The organism is Pseudonocardia sp. N23, from assembly GCF_002583555.1.
In the GTDB taxonomy this organism is placed as follows: domain Bacteria; phylum Actinomycetota; class Actinomycetes; order Mycobacteriales; family Pseudonocardiaceae; genus Pseudonocardia.
On the sequence record NZ_BEGX01000069.1, the window covers coordinates 101,929 to 121,643 of the forward strand.

The following is a 19,715-nucleotide window of genomic DNA, read 5'->3' on the forward strand; positions in this document are numbered from 1 at the left end:
GACGAACCATGGGAGCGTCCGCGCCCGTGCGAACGACCCGACACTGCTGCAACTCGGTTGCGCGACTGTGCCGTTCGTTCGGATCAGGAGGGGCGGGCCGGGCGGGTGTGGCGGCGCAGCACGATCCACGCCGCCAGCGCGACGGCCGTGAGCAGGGCCGCGCCGAGGCCGGCGGTGACGTCGACACCCAGGGCGAAGGCCGCGCGCGCCGACTCGATCACCGCGGGGTCGGCCGTGTCGACCGCCCCGCCGAGGGTCTCCCGCGCCGGGCCCACGGGCGCGTCGACGGCACCGCGGTAGACGGCCGTGAGCACGCCGCCCAGCAGGGCGGTGCCGAGGACAGCGCCGAGCTCGTAGGCGGTCTCCGACATCGCCGAGGCCGATCCGGCACGGTCGACGGGCGCGGCGGTGAGGACGACGTCGTTGGTCAGCGTCTCGGTCAGCCCGATCCCGGCACCGACGAGCACGCCCGCCACCAGCAACAACGTCCCGCCCGACGACGCACCGAGCAGCACGCACAGTGCGTAGCCGACGGCCGCCGTCGCGAGGCCGGTGGGGACGAGCACCCGGATGGGGACGCGACGCGCGAGCCAGGCCGCGACCAGCCCGGCGACGACCGTCGCCGCGAACCCGGGGAGCAGCAGCACACCGGAGCGCATCGGGCCGAGCCCCAGGACCAGCTGCAGGTACTGCGCGGCGAAGAAGAGCAGTCCGGTGAGCGCGAGCATCGTCGTCAGGTTGGCGAGCATCGCGATGCGCAGGACCGGTGACGCGAGCAGTGCCAGGTCGAGGACCGGTTCGCGGCCCGCCGAGGTGAGCCTGCGGGCGCGCCGGACGAACGCGACCCCTGCGAGCACGCCGACGACGAGCGCCGCCGCGATCGCCGCGGCCGCCCCACCGGACGCGACGAGCTTCACCGCCAGGACGATCGGCACGACGGCGGCCATCGACAGCACGACGCCACCCAGGTCGAGCCGGCCCCGCCGCACCCGCACCGACTCGGGCAGCAGGAACAGCGCCAGCACCACGACCAGGGCCGTGACGGGCACGTTGACCAGGAAGACCGAGCCCCACCAGAAGTGCGCGAGCAGCGCGCCGCCGACCAGCGGGCCGAGTGCGGCGCCCGCGGCGAATCCCGTCGCCCAGATCGCGAGGGCCAGCCGGCGCTGGTCGCGGTCGACGAACAGGGTGCGGACGAGCGCGAGCGCACTGGGCATCAGCATCGCGCCGAAGAACCCGAGCAGGGCGCGTGCGGCGACGAGGTGCACCGCGTCTGTGGCGAAGGTCGCGAGCAGCGACACCAGCCCGAACCCGGTCACGCCGACCACGAGCAGGCGTCGTGATCCGACGCGGTCGCCGATCGAGCCCATCGTGACGAGCAGCCCGGCGAGGACGAGCGGGTAGGCGTCGACCATCCAGAGCAGCGTCGTCGCGCCGGGCGACAGCGCGGTGGTGATGGCGGGCAGCGCGAAGCTCAGCACCGTGTTGTCGACGGCGACGAGCAGCGTCGGCAGGAACAGGACGGCGAGCGCGAGCCACTGGCGGCGGCCGGCGCGGAGGGCCGTGGTCGGGCGCGTGGGGACGCGCGGGATCGCGACGGTCATGGCAAGGAGTCCTCGGGGCGTGATGACGAGCAGGGAGTTCTATACCGTCCAGACGGTACAGTCCCGCAGGCTGTTCCCGCCATCGGCCGGACGTGCGACGTGCCACCCGAGCGCGCCCCTAGACTCACGCCGTGCCGAAGACCAACCCGGCGCCGAGCGCCCGCGACCGTGTCCTCGACGCGTACGAGACCCTGCTGATCGAGGCCGGCCCCGGCGCCACCACGCTCGACGCCGTCGCGGCGGCCGCCGACGTCTCCAAGGGCGGGCTGCTGTACCACTTCGCGTCGAAGGACGCCCTCGCCACCGGACTGCTCGACCGGCTCCGCGAACGCAGCGCCGCCGACGCCGACGCCATGCACGCCGACCCCGACGGGGCCGTCGCCTACTACCTGCGGACGTCGGTCCCAGGCCGCGCCTCGGCCACCGGGCTCACCCGCACCTACCTCGCCGCGCTCCGCATCGCCGACGCCGGCCCCATCGGCCTCACCGCCCGCGAGGCGATCGCCGCCGTCGACGCCGACGGCCTCGCAGCCCTGCGCGCCGAGGTCCCCGACCCCCTGCTCGCCTGGCTCGTCCAGCTCGTCGGCGACGGCCTCTACCTGCGCACCCTCACCGGCGCACCCATCACGGGCGTCGGCGACGTCGAGGACCTCGTCGGCGTCCTGCGCGGGCTGCTCACACGCTGACGCGCTCCGCCGGGAGGACACCGGCCAGGTAGGCACGCACCGCGATCCGACGGCTCCCACCGGAGAGACGCGAGGTCGAGGAGGTGCGCATGGCGCTCGTCCGCAGCGCCCCCGAACTGCAGGCCGCCGCCCGCGAACGCAGCGGCCTCACCGTCGCCGCCGTCGCCGACCGGATCGCCGACGCCTACTGAGGTGACGAGGAGGATCGGAATCCAGCAGCAGCCCTGCATGATGGACGGGCCCACCGGGTACGCGGTTCTGACCGTGCCGTCCTACGGCACCGATCGCAGGAGGCCCCACGTGACCACCGGTGAGTATCTGGTTTTCCTCGTCGTCGCACTGGCCCTGACCGTGGCCGTCGGCCGCGTGCTCTTCCTGTCCGGCGAACCGTTCCTCGAGGAGGTCTTCCAGAGCAAGGAGACCGCCCGCTCGCTGAACCTCCTGCTCACCGTGCTGTTCCACCTGCTCACGCTCGGCGTGCTCGCGATCATCTCCACTGCCGACGTCCCGGTCGACGGCGTCGTGCAGACCATGGTGACCAAGCTCGGCGTCGTACTCGTCATCGTCGGCATCGCCTACGGAGTGTCGATGCTCGTGCTCTTCCGCGTCCGGGAACGCCGCCGCGCCTCCGTCACCGCGGAGAACGTCCAGCTCCGGATCGCCGAGCAGAAGAGCCGGCCCGGGGGCGCCGAGCCCGTTCCGCCGCCCAACTGAGCCCTCTTCAACCCGCCCGGGCCGCCACCGCGCCCGAGCTCCGCGCGATCACCGGCAGCAGGATCGGCAGCCGGTGCGCCGTCACGTTCCAGAACCGCGACTCCGGGTCGGCCGCCCGCCACGCCGTCGCCAGTCGCGACGCCGACTCCTCGTCGATCACCCGGCGCGGCCGCGGACGCATCCGTGATCGCTTGCGGACCTCCCGGTCGAGCTCCCGCCAGGCCGCGCCTGCGCTGCCGTGCACGCTCACCGTCGGCTCGCCGGTGTCGTCGCCGATCACCAGGGTGTAGGCACTGACCACGTCGTACGACGACACGGACGGACTCCCTCGACTAGCGGACCTCGACGGCATCGGCGGGTACCAGGACGGCTTGCTCAGGGTGCGTGGTGTTCGGGTCCAGACTGAGGCATCGATGCGCCCACGCGGCCTCGGCGCGCCGGGCTGCCGCCGAGTCGGCACGAGGCTGCGCCGATCCGTCACGGTCCGGACACCGGGCGCGAGGGCCGAACCGCTCGGCGCCCGGAACCCCGGCCCCGGCGCCCCACCTGCCCCATCCGTTCGCGAGCGTCGATCCGCAGGCCCGCGACCTGGGAGAACCGTCCTACCCGCCGCCCACGACGAGCCTGTGCACCCCAACCGAGTTCGGCGCCGGACCTGCTCCTGACGCGGCCCCGACCAGCCACCCTCGAACTCAGGGAAAGGTGCCCCGCTTCTCCGCGTGCAGTGGCGGACGTGTCAGCGGCCCAGCGACACCGACGACATGTTGAAGTCCGGCACCCGCAGCGGCGGCATCGCCGCCCGGGTGAACCAGTCCTTCCACTCGCGCGGGACCGTCGGCACCGTCGCCCCGACCTCCGTGGCACGGCGCAGCACGTCGAGCGGGGAGTAGTTGAACCGGAAGTTGTGCTCCACCTCCGCGACGACCTCCCCGTTCTCCACCAGGTACACCCCGTCGCGGGTCAGCCCGGTGAGCAACAGGCTGGTCGGGTCGACCTCCCGGATGTACCAGAGACACGTCAGCAGCAGGCCGCGCTCGGTGCCCGCGACCATCTCGTCGATCGACGACGCCGACCCGGACGGACCACCCCGCAGCAACAGGTTGTCGCCGGCCGGGGTGAACGTCGTGCCGAACTCGGCGGCCTCGGCGCGGGAGTAGACCAGCTCGTTGACGACACCCTCGCGCACCCAGTCGACCCGCCGTGTCGGGGCGCCGTTGTCGAAGACGCTCGTCCCGCCACCGGAGCTCGACGTCATCAGGAACGGCTCGTACTCCAGGCCGGGGACCGTCGGGTCGCTTGTCAACGTCAGCGGCAGGTCGGTGAGGCGCTCACCGACGCGCGGACCATCGGGGCCCGAGAGCGCGCTGTGACCCTCCTGCGCGGCCCGGCCCTCCATCGACCACACCAGGTAGACCATCAGGTCGGCCACCGCCGACGGCGGCAGCAACGTCTCGTAGCGGCCCGCCGGCAGCGCCGTGCGCCGTGCACCCCACTCGAGCCGCCGCGACGCATCGGCGGCGAGGGCCACCACGTCGACGTCGGTGAAGTCGGCCGTACCCACCGCCGTCCAGGCCGAGCCCTCGAGGTCGGGCGTCTTCACGTTGAGCTCCACCGAGCCGGTGGGCTGCACCCAACGCCGGCGCACCCCCGTCGACGTGCCGAGCCACATCGTCGTCAGCGAGTGGCTGGCGAAGCCGTAGTGCCGCAGGTCGCCCGCCAGCACGTCCGACAGGCCCGTGGCCAGGTCGCCGAACACCTCGATCGACGTCCCCGCCGCCGGCTCCGTCCACGCCTTGTCGTCGACGACGTCGGTGGGCAGCTCGGCCGCATCGCGCGACGGCCCGGCATCGCGCGCGACCTTCTCACTGGCAGCGACCAGCTCGTCGAGCTGCAACGGGTCGGTGACCGCGGCACTGGAGCTCACGACCCCCGCCGCCGTCCCACCTTCGACCCTGACCAGCGAGATCACCGTTGTGCGCCGCGAGGTGCCGAGGCCGTTCGTGGTCATCGTCGAGTTGGCCCAGCGCAGGACCGCCTCGCTCGTCTCGGACACGAGCACGACCCGGCCGGCGACGTCGGACCCGGCGTTCACGCCCCCGAGGACCCGCTCGACGATCTGTTGCGGCGGCAGGACCGTCATGACGCCTCCTCCTGCGTGTTGAGGACGTTGACCCCGCGGAACAGGGCCGGGGGACACCCGTGGCTGACCGGGGCGATCTGCCCGGGCTGGGCCTTCCCGCAGTTCATCGCGCCTCCGAGCCGCCAGCTCGACGGGCCACCCACGGCCTCCATCGAGCCCCAGAAGTCGGTCGTCGTGGCCTGGTAGGCGACATCGCGCAGCTGGCCGGCCAGCCGGCCGTCCTCGATCCGGTAGAACCGCTGCCCGGTGAACTGGAAGTTGTAGCGCTGCATGTCGATCGACCACGACTTGTCGCCCACGACGTAGATGCCGCGCTCGACACGGGAGATCAGCTCGTCGGTGGTCGTGTCGCGCTCCGGGTCGGGCCGCAGCGACACGTTGGCCATCCGCTGGATCGGGACATGGTGCGGCGAGTCGGCGAAGGCGCAACCATTGGACCGCTCCAGCCCCAGCCGCGGGGCGAACGTCCGGTCGAGCTGGTAGCCGACGAGCACCCCGTCGCGCACCAGGTCCCACTCCGTGGTGGCCACGCCGTCGTCGTCGAACGCGACCGTTGCCAGCCCGTGCTCCACCGTGCGGTCACCCGTGACGTGCATGATCGGCGACCCGTAGCGCAGGGTGCCCAGCTTGTCGGGCGTGGCGAAGCTCGTGCCCGCGTAGGCGGCCTCGTAGCCGATCGCCCTGTCGTACTCCGTGGCGTGGCCGATGGACTCGTGGATCGTGAGCCACAGGTTGGTCGGGTCGATCACCAGGTCGGTCGGGCCGGCCTGCACCGACGGCGCCTTCGTCTTCTCCGCGAGCAGCTCCGGGATCGTGGCGAGCTCGCCGGCCCAGTCCCACCCCGTGCCCGTGGCGTACTCCCAGCCGCGGCCCGCGGGCGGGGCGAGGGTGCTCATCGTCTCGAAGCCGCCCGCCGCACGGTCGACCGCCGTGGCCGTGAACCCCGGCTCGATCCGGACCCGCTGCTGGACCGTACGCGTGCCGGCCAGGTCGGCGTAGAACTTGTTCTCCCGCACCTGCGAGACCGAGGCCTGCACGTGGTCGACCCCGTCCGCCGCCAGGAGCCGCCGTGACCACTCGGTGAGCAGCTCCACCTTCTCCCGCGTCGGTACCGAGAACGGGTCGACCTCGTAGGCCGACACCCATTCCCCGACATGCACGGGCTCGTCGGCGCGCTCGACCCGCTCCCGCGCCACCGGCGCCAGTGTGCGCGCCACCGCCACGGCCTGCGCCGCCGTCTCCGCCGCGCGCAGCGGCGTCAGCTCGACGTGCGAGGCGAAACCCCACACCCCGTCGACCACGACACGCACCGCGAGGCCCACCGACGTCGAGTCCGACACCCCGGTGACCGACCCGTCGCGCAGCGAGATGGACTGGGAGACGATCCGCTCGACCCGCACATCGGCGTGTTGCGCGCCGAGCTCACGGGCACGCGACAGCGCCGCATCGGCCAGCGTGTCGAGCGGCAGGTCCCGGAACGCCGGGTCGATCCTCGGATCAGGAGCCACGCCTGCAACCTACCGAGCCCCACCGACAAAGATCGACAGCCGGGCGTTCACCAGGGCCACAGCCACGACCACCACCGACCGCGCGGCTCGATCCCGGGGAGGTCGTCGACGCCGAGGGCCAGCACGTCGTCGGACAGGCCGTCGCCATCGACGTCCATGTGCAACAACAGGTCCGGCCCGTCGAGCAACGCCAGGGTGTCGGCGACGCCGTCCTCGTCGGTGTCGGCACCGACCTCCAACGGCAGACCCGGCCGGTCAGGGGTGCCGAGATCGTCGACCACCGACGGATCACGTTCTGACACAGGAGCTCCTCCCGGGAGCCGCGAGCTCCTCGTCGATCGCCGTCAGCCGCGCCGCCGTGGCGACGTCCAGCGCCGCGCACACCCGCTGCTCGGCCTGCACCAGCAACGCCACCACCGCCGACGACGCGGCCACCCGGACCGCCGTCGCCACCCCGGGTGCCCACCGGCGAAGCCGGGCCCGGTCGGCCGCGGTCCAGCGCGCGCCCGCCGACACGACCAGCAGCGCCACCCCGCACCCGACCGCCGGCCCCACAGTCCCGGTCACCGCCGGCGCGCCGACGACCGGCAGGCCCAGCCACGGGAGCACCGTCCGCCACGTCCCACCGGCCCCGGACGCGGCCTGCCACGGACGGGCCGGCGGCGGCGCAGCGGGCAGCACGACCCGCGGAACGTCTGCCCGGCCCACCGCGGAGTCGACGACGGCGACCGGCAGCCCGCGGACCGTCGCGACCCGGCGCAGCTCGGGCAGCAGCTCACGCCCGACCCGCTCGACGACGCTGCCGACGGCCCGGTCCGCGGCAACGGCGGCGTATCCGGGGAGGCGTGCCCGGTCGGTGCGGCAGGCACGATCGGCGTACTGCACCAGCTCGGCGGCGAGGGCGGTGGCGACCGTCGTGACCTGCGACTGTGCCGACACCCGGGCCAGCGCGCACACCGTCCGCACCTCGGTCCGGTACCCCGTCAGCCCGGCCCGCTGCGCGGTCAGCTCGACGCGGCGCATGCGCTCGGCCTCGGCGTACCGATCGATCATGGCCGCACGTTCGCACGCCGCCTCGGTCCGACGTGGGCGGTTTCGGCCGATGTTCACGCCCGCGAACGCACCCGAGAAGGCCGAACGGGCGCAGCGGCCCCACCCTGCACGACACGGGACACACCGCTCCCGACGCAGCACCTCCTGCACCGGCGGGCGCACCCCCACGAAGGGATGCGCCATACGTTCGAGGGGGTGCGGCAGCGTCGCCACGCACGGGGTCGTGCCGGACCGGCGGTTGTCGGACAGCCGGCAGGTCACCGAACGGCCGCTCCCGCCCCGCACCCCGACAACGCCCGGCTGCACCCCCACCGGCGACGCACCCTGTGCACGGGGTGTGCCATGCCCACCAGGGGTGCACGGGTCACGGACACGGAGCCCGTGGCCCACGGAAGGCCGTCGTAGCGCAGGTTGTCGGGTCCTCGGTAGGCCCGAAGGTCAGTCCCTGCTCGCACGACCTGCGCCCCGTCCGCAAAGACCGCGTGACGACGGTCCGCCGCGGCACCGACGCGGCGGTGAGGCCGACCCGCTCGCGCTCGCACGATGACGCACCCCGTGGACCGGGTGCGTCATCGCGAGCGAGGTGATCAGGTGCGGTCGCCGGATTCTGGGGGCGGACCCGAGGTGTCGCGATCGCCCTGACCCTCGGGCTCCGGCCGACCCTGCGACGGCAGACCCTGCGCGGGCCGGTCCTGCGTCGCGCGACCGGGCATCCCGTGACCCTGCGCTCCCTGGCCCTGCGCTCCCTGGCCCTGCGCTCCCTGGCCCTGCGTCGGCCGGCCCTGCGTCGGCTGGCCCTGCGTCGGCTGGCCCTGCGGCTGTCCGTGCGGGCCGGGGCCGGGGCCGGGGCTCGATGCTGCGGCGCCCGCCTGGCTCTGCGTGACCCCGCCGGCGAGGTCCGGCTTCCCGGGCGCGGGCAGGGCCCGGCGGTCGGCCTGTTCCGCCTCGGCGACGAGCTTCGCGTAGCGGACACCCGCGGCCAGCAGCACCAGACCGGCCCCGAGGAAGGCACCGACACGGGCGAGCCCGTCGAGGGAGACGAGGTCGAACAGGATCAGCTTGGCGACGGCCGCGGCGACGAGCACCAGCCCGGCGATGCGCAGCGGCGTGTTGCGGATGCCGCGGGCGAGCAGGACGAGGGCCAGGACCGTCCACGACACCGTGACCACGGCGTGGCCGGCGACGAACCCGCCGCGGTCGGGCGAGATCAGCACCGCGACGGCGACGGCGACGCCGGTGAGCCCGTAGAGCCCGACGAGCCCGGCGACGACCCAGAGCGCGGTGCGGCCGTCGCGGGAGCCGAGCAGCCCGGTGCGCTCGAAGGCGACGAGCATCGCGACGGCGAGGCCGACGAGCAGCACCGCGACCAGCAGGCCGGTGACGAGCGCGCCCTGCTGTGGGAGCCCGCCGCGGACGAAGGGGGGCATGGGGAAGAGGGCGAGGACGGTCGGCGGCAGGGGCCGGGCGACGGCGCCGAGGACGCCGAGGACCGCGAAGCCGGCGGCGAACAGCAGGGTGATCCGGCTGCGCAGCATGCCTGCGGCGACGGCGAACCCGATGGCCTCGCCGACGATGACGGCGACGGCGACCTCGCCGGAGAAGGGCAGTGACGTCGCGACCAGGAGGGCGATGGCACCGGCGGCGAGCGAGACGACGCGGATGGGCCGGGTGAACGACGGGACGAGGGCGACGCCGAGCATCACGATCGCAGCACCGGCGGCGACGGCCGCACCGCCCCAGCCGCCGAGGCGGCCCGCGAGGACCAGGGTGGGCAGGGCGGCGGAGGCGAGGACGCCGTGTGCGGGCGTCATCTCCCGCTTGACCAGCGCGTAGAGGGCGAAGGCGACGCCGACGACGAGCGTCGCGATGGCGGCCGCGCCGGCTCCCCAGAGCGCGGAGGAGCGGGCGATGCCGGCGGCGAGCGCGGTGTAGAGGACGGCCCAGGCCGCGGCGACGACGAGCAGCCACGGCCAGCCGCGGCGCAGCGCGACGACACCTGCGGCGATCTCGAGGACGACGACGAGGCCACCGAGCAGCGGCACCCAGCCCTGGGTGACGAACGGCGCGAGGATCGCTGCTCCGACGACGGCGCCGATGGCGAGGGCCTGCAGGCGCCAGACGTCGGCGAGGCCGAGGCCGCCCGCGGCGACGAGGACGGCCAGGGCGAGCCCGACAACGGGGGGCAGGAACCCGTACTGGGCGGTGGCGGACCCGACGACGAGGTAGAGGGCGGCGACGCCCGTCCCGGCGACGGCGGCGGCGCCTGCGCGGGCGGTCTCCTTGCGGTGCAGCCAGGCGGCGATGCCGACGAGGACGACGCCGAGCGCGGCACCGGCGATCAGCCGGGCACCGGGGGAGAACCAGCCGCGGGAGGCGGCGAGGACGAGCAGCATGACGACGCCGAGCAGCGTCACGGCGCCACCGGTCCAGGCTAGCAGCCGGGCGCCGGACAGCGACGCCGTCCAGGAGGCCTTCGGCGCGGCCTGCGGGCGCGGGGCGTAGGGCGCGGGGTGGGCACCGGGGGCGGGCCGGTTCCAGGCGGGCGCGCCGAGGCCCGCGGGCGGCGGGTACTGCTGCCCTCCGAAGGAGGGGGCGGTACCGGGCCGGGTGCCCGGCCACTGCGCGGGGCCGGGTACACCGGGCGCCGGTGGCCGGACCCCCGCCGCCTGGCCCTGCTGCAGAGCCTGGACCTGCTGTGGAGCCTGCGCCGGCGCGGAGGGCTGTGCGGGAGGCTGCGCTGGAGCAACGGCGGGCGGCGCGTCAGGACGAGAGGCCTGACCGGGTCCGGCTCCGTACCCCCCGTCCGGTGCCGGACCCGGCTGAGTCCCCCGCAGGGACAGCAGTTCACCGCCGAGGTCGTCGAGGCGCCGTCCCAGCCGGCCGAGCTCGGCGGCGACGGCGGCGAGCCTGTCGTCTGTCACCTGTGAATCGGACACACCGCAGAGGATGACGACCTCCTGCGCGTCGCGGATGCGTAGTTGCACCCTGCGGAGGTAACGGATCGGTCACAACGTGCGGACCGGGCCCCGACGGACGCGTCTGACCGTCGGGGAGAATCAACGCCGCACGCCAGCCGCAGACCCCCAGCCGCACACCCGGAGACGATGACAGTGGGCCCCGAGACCGTGACCGACGCGACGGCCGACGAGGGCGCGCGGCGGACGGACCGGATCCCGAGTTTCGTCCATCAGCGCAACCGGCTGACCGAAGGCCAGCAGTCGGCGTGGGACCGGCTGTGGGGTGGCGTCGGCCGGGATGTCGAGGATCTCGTCGCCGGTGGCGAGCCGTTCGCGCCGTCGGCGTGGTTCGGCCGCGAGGCGCCGCTGGTGCTGGAGATCGGATCAGGCATGGGGGAGACGACGGCGGCGCTCGCGGAGGCGGCGCCGGACGTCGACCACCTCGCCGTGGAGGTCTTCGAGCCGGGGCTGGCGCAGCTGCTGCTGCGGATCGAGGACGCCGGGCTGCGGAACCTCCTGCTCCTGCGGGGTGACGCCGTGGCCCTGCTGGACTCGTGCATCCCGGTGGATTCGCTCGACGGTATCCGGATCTTCTTCCCCGACCCGTGGCAGAAGCGGCGGCACCGCAAGCGCCGGCTGGTTCAGCCGGACTTCGTGAGGTTGGCGGCGTCACGGCTGCGACCTGGGGCGACGTTGCACATGGCGACCGACTGGGCTGACTACGCCGTCCAGATGCGCGATGTGGCGGACGCCGAACAGCTCCTGCGGCGCGCACCGGGCGTCGGGCCGGACGGCTTCCTGCCGCGGCCCGAATGGCGGCCGGTGTCGAAGTTCGAGAGCAGGGCGGTCGTGGAGGAGAGGGCCGTGTCCGATCTGCTGTACGAACGCACGTCACGTTAGGGGCACAGTGACACACTGAGAGTCACCAGGTACAAATGCTCGGGCACGCTCCTTGTATCCGACGAGTGATCTTCTGGAGGCTTTCTGTGACCGCGGTGGTCAATGGTCACGGATCGTTGCAGTCGGATTTCCCCGGTCGCGGTTGCCCGGTCACCGGCCGGGGTCGGCCCGACGCGGGGACGCCGGACCCGGGGCCGATGCCGGTCGACCCGGACGAGGCCGCCGAGTTCCTCGAGCTGACCTACGCCGAGGACGCGGCGGGGCCGGACGCCGAGCCGCTCGCTCAGCGCATGTCCGTGGTGCTCGACGAGATCGCCGCGACGGGCACCTACCGGCACACCGGGGAGGAGCTCGCGTTCGGGGCGCGGGCGGCATGGCGCAACTCCGCCCGCTGCATCGGCCGGCTGTACTGGCGCACGCTGCAGGTCCGCGACCGCAGGCACCTGACCGCGCCGGGCGACGTCGCGGCCGAGTGCGTCGAGCACCTGCGCGACGCGACCCGTGGTGGGCGGATCCGTTCGTCGATCACCGTGTTCGCCCCGGACGTGCCGGAACGGCCGGGGCCGCGCATCCACAACGAGCAGCTCATCCGCTACGCCGGGCACCGGCTCCCCGACGGCTCGGTCCGCGGCGACCCGAGGACCGCCGACTTCACCGATCTCGTCGGACGGCTGGGCTGGAAGCGGCCGGAGCAGCGTGGCCGGTTCGACGTCCTGCCGCTGCTGGTCTCGGGTCCCGACGGTCGCCCGTCGCTGCACGAGCTGCCCGACGACGCGGTGCTCGAGGTGCCGCTGACCCATCCCGACCACCCGTGGTTCGCCGAGATGCGGCTGCGTTGGCACGCGGTGCCGGCGATCAGCAACATGCCGTTGGTCGTCGGCGGGGTCCGGTACCCGGCGGCGCCGTTCAACGGCTGGTACCTCAACACCGAGATCGGTGCGCGCAACCTGGCCGACGCGGACCGCTACGACCTGCTGCCCGCGGTCGCGGCGCGGCTGGGCCTGGACACCAGCTCGGTGCGGACGATGTGGCGCGACCGTGCACTCGTCGAGCTCACCCTGGCCGTGCAGCACTCGTTCGACGAGGCGGGCGTGACGATGGCCGACCACCACACGGAGTCCGACCGTTTCCTCGCGCACCTGGCCAAGGAGGAGAAGGCGGGCCGGTCGTGCCCGGCCGACTGGACGTGGATCGTGCCGCCGCTGTCGGGCGGCCTGACCAGCGTGTTCCACCGGTACTACGACGATCCGCGGCCCGACGAGCGGCCCGCGTTCCTGCCGCCGGCCGAGGACGTCCTCGACAAGGCCGCGCTCGACGACGCCGACTTCGGCGAGCCGATGGCCGACCCGGGCTGAGGTCGGGCCGGTGGTGGGGGCGGCGCCGCCAGGCCCGGCACGGTGCGGCTGCGTCCGCGGAACTCGGCGACGACGGCGTCGCCCGCACGGACGGTGACGTCGTAGAGCCCGGACCGGCCTGCTCCGCCCAGCAGGCGCGCCTCGGCGACGAGCTCCTCCCCGGCAGCGCCCGGGCGGAGGAAGGTGACGTCGGCGCCCGCGGCGACCGTCGACACCCCGAAGCTGTTGCATGCGTAGGCGAACGCGGCGTCGGCGAGGAGGAACACGTAGCCGCCGTGGCAGATGCCGTGGCCGTTGAGGTGCTTGTCGGTCACGGTCAGCGCCGTGGTGGCGTGGCCGGGCCCGACGTCGACGAGCCGGACCCCGGCCTCCCGGGCGGCGACGTCGGCGTACTCCATCGCGGCCGCGGCGTCCCGGGCGACACTGAGGGCGTCGGGGTTCTCGGCGGGGGGCACGGACGACAGTGTGCCCCGCGCCGGGCGGTCAGGTGTCGAGCGGTTCGGCGACGATCAGGTCGATCTCGACGGGGTTGCGCAGCACCTTCATGACGGGGCACGTCGAGTCGGCGTACCGGTGCAGCCCGGCGACCTGCTCGGGGGTGGCGTCGGGGGCGGTGAGCCGGACCGTCGCGCGGAACTCGAACGGCGTCGACGGATCGTCGGTGGCGATGCCGTAGAAGCGGGCGTCGTTGTTCTGGGCCGTCACCTCGATGTCGACGCCGTCGAGCGGGATCCCCTGGTTCGCGGCGGCGATCAGGTAGGTGTGCACCAGGCAGGTGCTGACGACGCCGCACAGCAGCTCCGGCGAGCTCGGCCCGAGGTTCCACCCGCCCATCGCGGGCCCGGAGTCGCCGATGTACTGCCAGTCGCGGATGCGCAGCTTGCGCACGCCGGTGAGATCGTCGGCGGTGCAGCGGGCGCTGATGGTCTCGCGGTGGTCGGCGTCGTTCGGCAGCTCGGCGGCGGTGGCGCGCATGGCGTCGGCCTTGAGCTGCAGGTAGCGGGCGAGTCCGGTGTGGGAGTTCGCGGTCAAGATCGGCTCATCTCGGTCCAGCAGCGGTGTCGGATGTCGGGTGTCGGGTGTCCATTCCACCACTACCTCCGGGTCACCGGTCGCGGTGTCCCGTGGGCGAGGGCAGCAGTTCCGGCAGCCGGACGGGCAGCGTCACCGCGACGGACGTTCCGTCGCCGGGTGCGCTGTGCACCGTCAGGGTCCCGCCTCGCTCCTCGACGGCGAGCCCCACAAGCCGCAGCCCCACGTGGCCTTCCCTGGCGGCGATGTCGGGGTCGAAGCCGCAGCCGTCGTCGGCGACGGTCATGCGCACCCGGTCGGGCTCCGGGGTGTCGACCTCGACCCGAACCTCGGCAGGCGCGCCGTGGCGGACCGCGTTGCGGACCAGTTCGCGTCCGACGCGGTGCAGCAACGCGACGACGTGGGCGTCGGGCTCGTCGGTGACGGCGACGGCGGTCTCCAGCGTGACGTCGCCCGCGGTGCGCTCGTGCTCGGTGGCCAGCTCCTGCAGCGAGGTGCGGACGTCGGGGGTGCCGAGGCCGCCGGGCGCGAGCTCCGTGAGCAGGCCGCGCAGCATCTCGACGTCGCGTTCGACGAGCCCGTGCACCCGGCCGAGCAGCTCACGACGCTCGTCGACGGTCTCGTCGAGCAGCAGCGCGTCGACGAGCAGCCCGGTGCCTGCGAGATCCTGAACGACGCCGTCGTGCAAGACCTGGGCGAGGCGGCGACGTTCGCGTTCGGATGCGGCGAGCCCGTAGTGCAGGACGGCCTGGCGTTCCCGCTGGTCGCGCTCGACGCGGCGGGCCAGTGACACCGTGAGCGGGACGGTTGCCGCGGCGAGCACGAGCAGGCTGCCGACGACGAGGGGGAGCAGGTCGACCATCGCGCTGCGGACGGTCGCGGTGGTGTCGACGGGCACGTAGACCTCGAGTCGCATGGGCACGCCCCACGCGTCGCGGAACCCGACGAACGCCTCCAGCAGGGTCTGACCGGCGGCGCGTTCGTAGCGGTGTCCGGGGTCGTCGGGAACGGGGAGGACGACGATCTCGCCGGAGTCGAGGCGGCGGGCGAGCTCGGCGTCGAAGCTGCGGCCGTCGCCCTCGTTGCGGGGCTCGTCGGAGACGACGACCTGCACCTGGTCGCCGACGACCCGCCAGATCTTGACCCGCGCGAGCATCCCGGAGTCGATGAACGGCGCCAGCCCGGCGAGGACCTCGTCGCGTGAGGTCGGGTCGACGGGGTCGTAGTGGTGCTCGGAGAGGGCGACGACGACGGCGGTGGCGACGCGGCCGGAGACGTCGCGGGCGGTGCGATGCGCCTCGCCGCTGGCGAAGAGCCAGAGCCCGCCGACGGTGATCCCCGACAGCACGGCGGCGGCGACGGCGGTGAACACGGCGTGCCGTACGAGCGCCCGGCGGACGACTCGCCGCACGTCAGCCGGGGCCGTCGAGCTCGACGACGCCGAGCCGGTGCGCGACGACGACGGCTTCGAGCTGGGTGTGCGCCCCGAGCTTGGCCAGCAGCATCTTGATGTGGTCGCGGGTGGTGTGCAGGGAGATGCCGAGGTCGCCGGCGATGCGGTGGGCGTCGAGGCCGCGGGCGAGGGCGCGCAGCACGTCGAGCTCGCGGCCGGTGAGGGTGGGACGGGGTGCGACGTCGGCGGAGGCGCTCGTGCCTCCGCGGACGACGGCGAGGATGTCGCTGAGCGACCCGTCCTTGGGCAGGAACGCGACTGCGCCCTCGGTGAGCGCCCGTTCGGCGGCGTCGGGGCGCGGGTGTGCGGTGAGGACGACGGTGCGGACATGCGGGTGCACCATCCGCAGCCAGGGCAGCAGGGTGAGGCCGTCGCCGTCAGGGAGCTGCCGGTCGACGATCGCGACGTCGAACTCGGTGGCGGCGGCCGTTCGGAGGGCCTCGGCGAGGGAGTGGGCGACGCCGACGCAGCGCAGGTCGGGCTGCATGCCCAGCGTCAGCGACAGCATGTCGGTGAAGACGCGGTGGTCGTCGAGCACGAACACGGACCGGCGGGGCGCGGGGCCGGCGACGGGCGTGCGAACCCCCGAAATTTGGGGGGGCGACTCGGACATATCAGAAGTTTAGCCTCACCTAATCCTTCGGTCCTCGACAATCCCCGACGAAGAAACAGGTGCATCTGCGATGTCCTCACCACGGCGACGGCTCGGCCTCCTGGCCGGCGCGCTCACCGCGGCGCTGGCCCTCTCGGCCTGCGGCGGCGGCGCGCCCCCCGCTGCTCCCACGACCGCCGCCGACTCCGGCGACCGGACGCTCGTGGTCTACTCGGGACGCGAGGAAGCACTCGTCGGGCCGCTGATCCAGCAGTTCGAGCAGGCCTCCGGGATCAAGGTCGAGACCCGATACGGATCGACGACCGAGATCGCGGCGCAGCTCCTCGAGGAGGGCGACCGAACCCCCGCCCAGGTATTCCTCTCCCAGGAGTCGGGCGCACTCGGCGCGGTCGCCGCCGCCGGCCGCCTCACCAAGCTTCCCGCCGACGTGACCTCCGTCGTCCCTGCCAACTACACGTCGAAGGACGGGACGTGGGTCGGCCTCACCGGTCGCGCCCGCGTCATTGCCTACGACAGCCAGGCCTACACGGCCGACCAGGTCCCGGGTGACATCACCAAGCTGGTCGAACCGCAGTGGAAGGGCAGGATCGCGATCGCGCCCACCAACGCGTCGTTCCAGGCCCACGTCACCGCGCTGCGGGTCAGCGCAGGCGAGGACGCCGCCCGCAACTGGCTGAAGGGCCTGAAGGCCAACGAGCCGCAGATCCACCGCAGCAACGGCGCGATCCTCGAGGCCGTCAACGCCGGCACCGCCGGTCTCGGCCTGATCAACCACTACTACTGGGCTCGCTCGGAGACCGACCCGACGGCGCTGCGGGCGCAGCTGAAGTTCGGGGACCCGGGCTCGGTGAGCGCCCTGGTCAACGTCACCGGTGCGGGCATCCTCAACGGCGCCGCGCAGTCGCCGGAGGCCGCCGAGTTCGTGAAGTTCCTGGTCTCGCCGCGGGCCCAGACGTACTTCGCGGAGAAGACGGCGGAGTACCCGCTGGTCGCGGGCACGGGGGCGCCCAAGGCCGTGCCGGCGCTGGAGCGCCTCGGCGGCCCGGACATCGACCTGTCCCACCTGTCATCGGTCCAGGAGACGGTCGCGATGCTGACGCAGGAGGGTTTCGTCTGATCGCCTGGTCGCGCTCGCGGTCCGGGACGACGGGTCACCGTCCTCCCGGGCCGCTGCTCGCGGCGGGCGCGGCGGTCGCCGCGTTCGCCGCACTTCCCCTCGTCTACCTCGTCGTCCGCGCCGGGCAGGCCGGCATCGACGGCGTCCTCGCCGTCCTCACCCGCCCGCGGACGTGGGAGCTCGCCGCCGGCACGGTCCTGCTCGTCGCCGCGGTCGGCCTGGGCTGCCTGGTCCTGGGGGTCGCGACGGCCGTGCTCGTCGTCCGGGTGCGGCTGCCCGCGCCGGGCCTGTGGTGGGTGCTGGCGTCGTTGCCGCTGGCCGTGCCGTCCTACATCACTGCGTTCGCGTGGCTGGCCGCCTGGCCGGGCATCAACGGGTTCTGGCCACTCGTCGGCGTCATGGTGCTGGCGTGCACGCCATACGTCACGATCCCGGCGCTGGCGGCGCTGCGGCTGGCCGACGCCGGTCCCGAGGACGTCGCGCGCACCCTGGGCCGCGGCCCGGTCACCGCCTTCGCGACCGTGACGCTGCCGCAGGTGCTGCCCGCGGCACTGGCCGGGGCGCTGCTCGCCGCGCTGTACACGCTGTCCGACTTCGGCGCGCCTGCGCTGCTGCGGTACCCCGCCTTCACCTGGGCGATCCACTCGTCCTACACCGGCAGCCTCGATCGCGTCACCGCCGCCGTCCTCGCCCTGCTGCTCACGGTGCTGGTGCTCGCGGTGGTGCTGGCCGAGCGCCGCGTCCGGCGCCGGTCGGTGGCCGGGCGCGCGGTCGTCGCGACCCGCCGCGCCGAGCCGGTGACGTTGCGCCCCTTGGCGACCGGGGTCGTCGCGACCGCGCTGGCCGCGGTCGCCGCAGCCTCGCTGCTGCTGCCACTGGGTGTCCTCGCGGGCCGCATCGTCGCGGCGGGAACCCGCCCCGACTGGCCCGACCTGCTGCGCAGCACCGCTACCACGCTCACGCTGGGCGTCGCGGCCGGTGCGCTCGTCGTCGCGCTGGCGGTGCCGGTCGGGGTGCTCGCCGCCCGCTACCGCGGTCGCGTCACCGGTGTCGTGGAGTCGGTGGCCTACCTCGGGCACGGCCTGCCCGGCATCGTCGTCGGGCTGTCGCTGGTATTCCTGTCGCTGGGCCTGCTGCCCGGGCTCTACCAGACGGCGCCCGTACTGGTGTTCGCCTACGCGGTCCTGTTCCTGCCCAAGGCGATCGGTGCGACGCGGGCCGCCGTGGAACGGGTGCCGACGGCGGTCGAGGAGGTCTCCTGCACCCTCGGCCGGTCGGCGCTCGGCACCTGGTTCGCCGTCACCGGCCGGCAGGCGTGGCCCGGCATCGCCGCAGGCGGCCTGCTCGTCACCGTCACCACGATGAAGGAGCTCCCGGCAACGCTCATGTTGCGCCCCATCGGACTCGACACCCTCGCCACGGACCTGTGGCAGCACACGTCCCTCGGTACGTACGGCGCCGCCGCACCCACGGCCCTGCTGCTCGTCCTCGCAGCCAGCGTCCCTGCCTGGTTCCTCTCCGAACGGGGGCGACGGCGATGAGCGGCGACGTCGTCCTGCGCGTGCGCGGGCTCTCGGCCGGCTACCGCACCCCGGTGCTGCACGAGGTCGACCTCGACGTGCACGGCGGTGAGTTCGTCAGCGTTCTCGGGGTGAGCGGCAGCGGGAAGACGACGTTGCTGCGCACCGTCGCCGGCCTGCACCCCGCCGCGGCCGGCACCGTGTCGCTCGGCGGGCGTGACCTCACCCGGGTCGCTCCGCAGCACCGCGGTATCGGGCTCGTCCCGCAGGAAGGGGCGCTGTTCGGACACCTCACCGTGGCGCGCAACGTCGGCTACGGACTGCGGCGGCTGGGTCGTCCCCTGCGGGCGATGCGCGTCGCCGACCTGCTCGGCCGGCTCGACCTCGACGGGCTCGCCCACCGCATGCCACACGAACTGTCCGGCGGGCAACGGCAACGGGTCGCGCTCGCTCGGGCACTCGCGCCCGAACCGGCCGTCGTGCTGCTCGACGAGCCGTTCGCCAACCTCGACGCAGGCCTGCGGGCCACCGTCCGCGCCGACGTCGTCGCCACCCTGCGCGTCGCGGGCACGGCCGCTGTCCTCATCACCCACGACCAGGACGAGGCACTCTCGGTGTCCGACCGTGTCGCCGTCCTGCACGAGGGCCGGATCGTGCAGGACGACGCGCCCGAGCGGCTCTACGGCGCACCCGCATCGGAATGGCTCGCGCGTTTCGTCGGCGCCGCGACGCTGCTGGTCGGGGAGAGCGACGGTGCCGTCGTCCGCACCGCGCTCGGACCGCTCCGGCACGCGCCCGGGGCGCCCGGCGTCGTGACCGCGGTGGTGCGTCCCGAGCAGGTCGGCGTGGGGGAGGGCGACGCGTCCGCGCATGTCACGGGGGTCGAGTTCCACGGACACACGCGGGTCGTGCGGCTCCTGCTCCCGGACGGCACCGTTGTCCTCGCGCGGGTCCCCGCCACCGGCACGCTGCCCCGGCCCGGCGACCCGACGACCGTGGCCGTCACCGGGACCGTGCACGTCCTGCACCGACGGGCCCTGTGAGTGAGGTCTGTTCGGCGGCG

Annotated in this window: 18 protein-coding genes; 7 read left to right on the top strand and 11 right to left on the bottom strand. The window is 73.9% G+C overall.

Features of this window, described 5'->3' with window-relative positions:
• Nucleotides 1-83 precede the first annotated feature (83 nt).
• Entirely contained in the window at nt 84-1,604 is a 1,521-nt protein-coding gene (locus tag TOK_RS20325) for an MFS transporter (protein WP_098959584.1), read from the bottom strand.
• Between the two features lie 131 nt (nt 1,605-1,735).
• Between TOK_RS20325 and TOK_RS20330 the strand changes: the two genes are divergently transcribed.
• Nucleotides 1,736-2,290, top strand: a complete 555-nt coding sequence (locus tag TOK_RS20330; protein ID WP_098959585.1) for a TetR family transcriptional regulator — start codon at nt 1,736-1,738, stop codon at nt 2,288-2,290.
• Between the two features lie 300 nt (nt 2,291-2,590).
• The gene (locus tag TOK_RS20335; protein ID WP_098959621.1) at nt 2,591-3,004 is read left to right on the top strand and encodes a hypothetical protein; all 414 of its coding nucleotides are present in this window, start codon (nt 2,591-2,593) and stop codon (nt 3,002-3,004) included.
• Between the two features lie 7 nt (nt 3,005-3,011).
• Here the strand turns inward: TOK_RS20335 and TOK_RS20340 are convergent, their stop codons facing one another.
• The 6 genes from TOK_RS20340 to TOK_RS20365 all read right to left on the bottom strand — a co-directional run bounded on the left by TOK_RS20340 (nt 3,012) and on the right by TOK_RS20365 (nt 10,626).
• Complete coding sequence (locus tag TOK_RS20340; RefSeq protein ID WP_253258516.1) at nt 3,012-3,320, bottom strand: hypothetical protein; 309 nt, start codon at nt 3,318-3,320, stop codon at nt 3,012-3,014.
• A gap of 420 nt (nt 3,321-3,740) precedes the next feature.
• Nucleotides 3,741-5,144: a metallopeptidase TldD-related protein gene (locus TOK_RS20345; protein WP_098959587.1), complete on the bottom strand. Its 1,404-nt coding sequence runs from the start codon at nt 5,142-5,144 to the stop codon at nt 3,741-3,743.
• Nucleotides 5,141-6,652 carry a TldD/PmbA family protein gene (locus tag TOK_RS20350; protein ID WP_098959588.1) on the bottom strand — a complete coding sequence of 504 codons (1,512 nt, stop codon included), beginning with the start codon at nt 6,650-6,652 and terminating at the stop codon, nt 5,141-5,143. Before TOK_RS20350 ends, TOK_RS20345 begins: the two co-directional genes overlap by 4 nt.
• Before the next feature lie 47 nt (nt 6,653-6,699).
• A complete protein-coding gene (locus TOK_RS20355; RefSeq protein WP_141566463.1) occupies nt 6,700-6,954 on the bottom strand; it encodes a hypothetical protein in 255 nt (84 codons plus the stop codon).
• Nucleotides 6,941-7,705: a hypothetical protein gene (locus TOK_RS20360; protein ID WP_141566464.1), complete on the bottom strand. Its 765-nt coding sequence runs from the start codon at nt 7,703-7,705 to the stop codon at nt 6,941-6,943. Before TOK_RS20360 ends, TOK_RS20355 begins: the two co-directional genes overlap by 14 nt.
• Before the next feature lie 587 nt (nt 7,706-8,292).
• Complete coding sequence (locus tag TOK_RS20365; RefSeq protein WP_141566465.1) at nt 8,293-10,626, bottom strand: DUF2339 domain-containing protein; 2,334 nt, start codon at nt 10,624-10,626, stop codon at nt 8,293-8,295.
• 183 nt (nt 10,627-10,809) lie between these two features.
• On the opposite strand from TOK_RS20365, the gene trmB reads away from it, so the two are divergent.
• Both trmB and TOK_RS20375 read left to right on the top strand, forming a co-directional pair.
• Nucleotides 10,810-11,562 carry a tRNA (guanosine(46)-N7)-methyltransferase TrmB gene (trmB, locus tag TOK_RS20370; protein ID WP_098959592.1) on the top strand — a complete coding sequence of 251 codons (753 nt, stop codon included), beginning with the start codon at nt 10,810-10,812 and terminating at the stop codon, nt 11,560-11,562.
• Nucleotides 11,563-11,759: 197 nt separating this feature from the next.
• Nucleotides 11,760-12,917 carry a nitric oxide synthase oxygenase gene (locus TOK_RS20375; protein WP_141566466.1) on the top strand — a complete coding sequence of 386 codons (1,158 nt, stop codon included), beginning with the start codon at nt 11,760-11,762 and terminating at the stop codon, nt 12,915-12,917.
• Here TOK_RS20375 and paaI read toward each other — a convergent pair.
• The 4 genes from paaI to TOK_RS20395 all read right to left on the bottom strand — a co-directional run bounded on the left by paaI (nt 12,800) and on the right by TOK_RS20395 (nt 16,015).
• Entirely contained in the window at nt 12,800-13,372 is a 573-nt protein-coding gene (gene paaI / locus TOK_RS35090) for a hydroxyphenylacetyl-CoA thioesterase PaaI (protein WP_306305156.1), read from the bottom strand. The two genes, TOK_RS20375 and paaI, sit on opposite strands and share 118 nt — an antisense overlap.
• Nucleotides 13,373-13,400: 28 nt before the next feature.
• A complete protein-coding gene (locus TOK_RS20385) occupies nt 13,401-13,949 on the bottom strand; it encodes an OsmC family protein (RefSeq protein WP_098959593.1) in 549 nt (182 codons plus the stop codon).
• Between the two features lie 73 nt (nt 13,950-14,022).
• Entirely contained in the window at nt 14,023-15,360 is a 1,338-nt protein-coding gene (locus TOK_RS20390) for a sensor histidine kinase (protein ID WP_098959594.1), read from the bottom strand.
• Between the two features lies 1 nt (nt 15,361).
• Nucleotides 15,362-16,015 (bottom strand): response regulator, encoded by a 654-nt coding sequence (locus tag TOK_RS20395; protein ID WP_098959595.1) that lies wholly within the window; start codon nt 16,013-16,015, stop codon nt 15,362-15,364.
• Nucleotides 16,016-16,085: 70 nt separating this feature from the next.
• On the opposite strand from TOK_RS20395, the gene TOK_RS20400 reads away from it, so the two are divergent.
• The 3 genes from TOK_RS20400 to TOK_RS20410 all read left to right on the top strand — a co-directional run bounded on the left by TOK_RS20400 (nt 16,086) and on the right by TOK_RS20410 (nt 19,695).
• Nucleotides 16,086-17,132: an iron ABC transporter substrate-binding protein gene (locus tag TOK_RS20400; RefSeq protein WP_098959596.1), complete on the top strand. Its 1,047-nt coding sequence runs from the start codon at nt 16,086-16,088 to the stop codon at nt 17,130-17,132.
• A gap of 251 nt (nt 17,133-17,383) precedes the next feature.
• Entirely contained in the window at nt 17,384-18,673 is a 1,290-nt protein-coding gene (locus TOK_RS20405) for an iron ABC transporter permease (protein WP_253258517.1), read from the top strand.
• Nucleotides 18,670-19,695 (top strand): ABC transporter ATP-binding protein, encoded by a 1,026-nt coding sequence (locus tag TOK_RS20410; protein WP_098959597.1) that lies wholly within the window; start codon nt 18,670-18,672, stop codon nt 19,693-19,695. Before TOK_RS20405 ends, TOK_RS20410 begins: the two co-directional genes overlap by 4 nt.
• Nucleotides 19,696-19,715 lie beyond the last annotated feature (20 nt).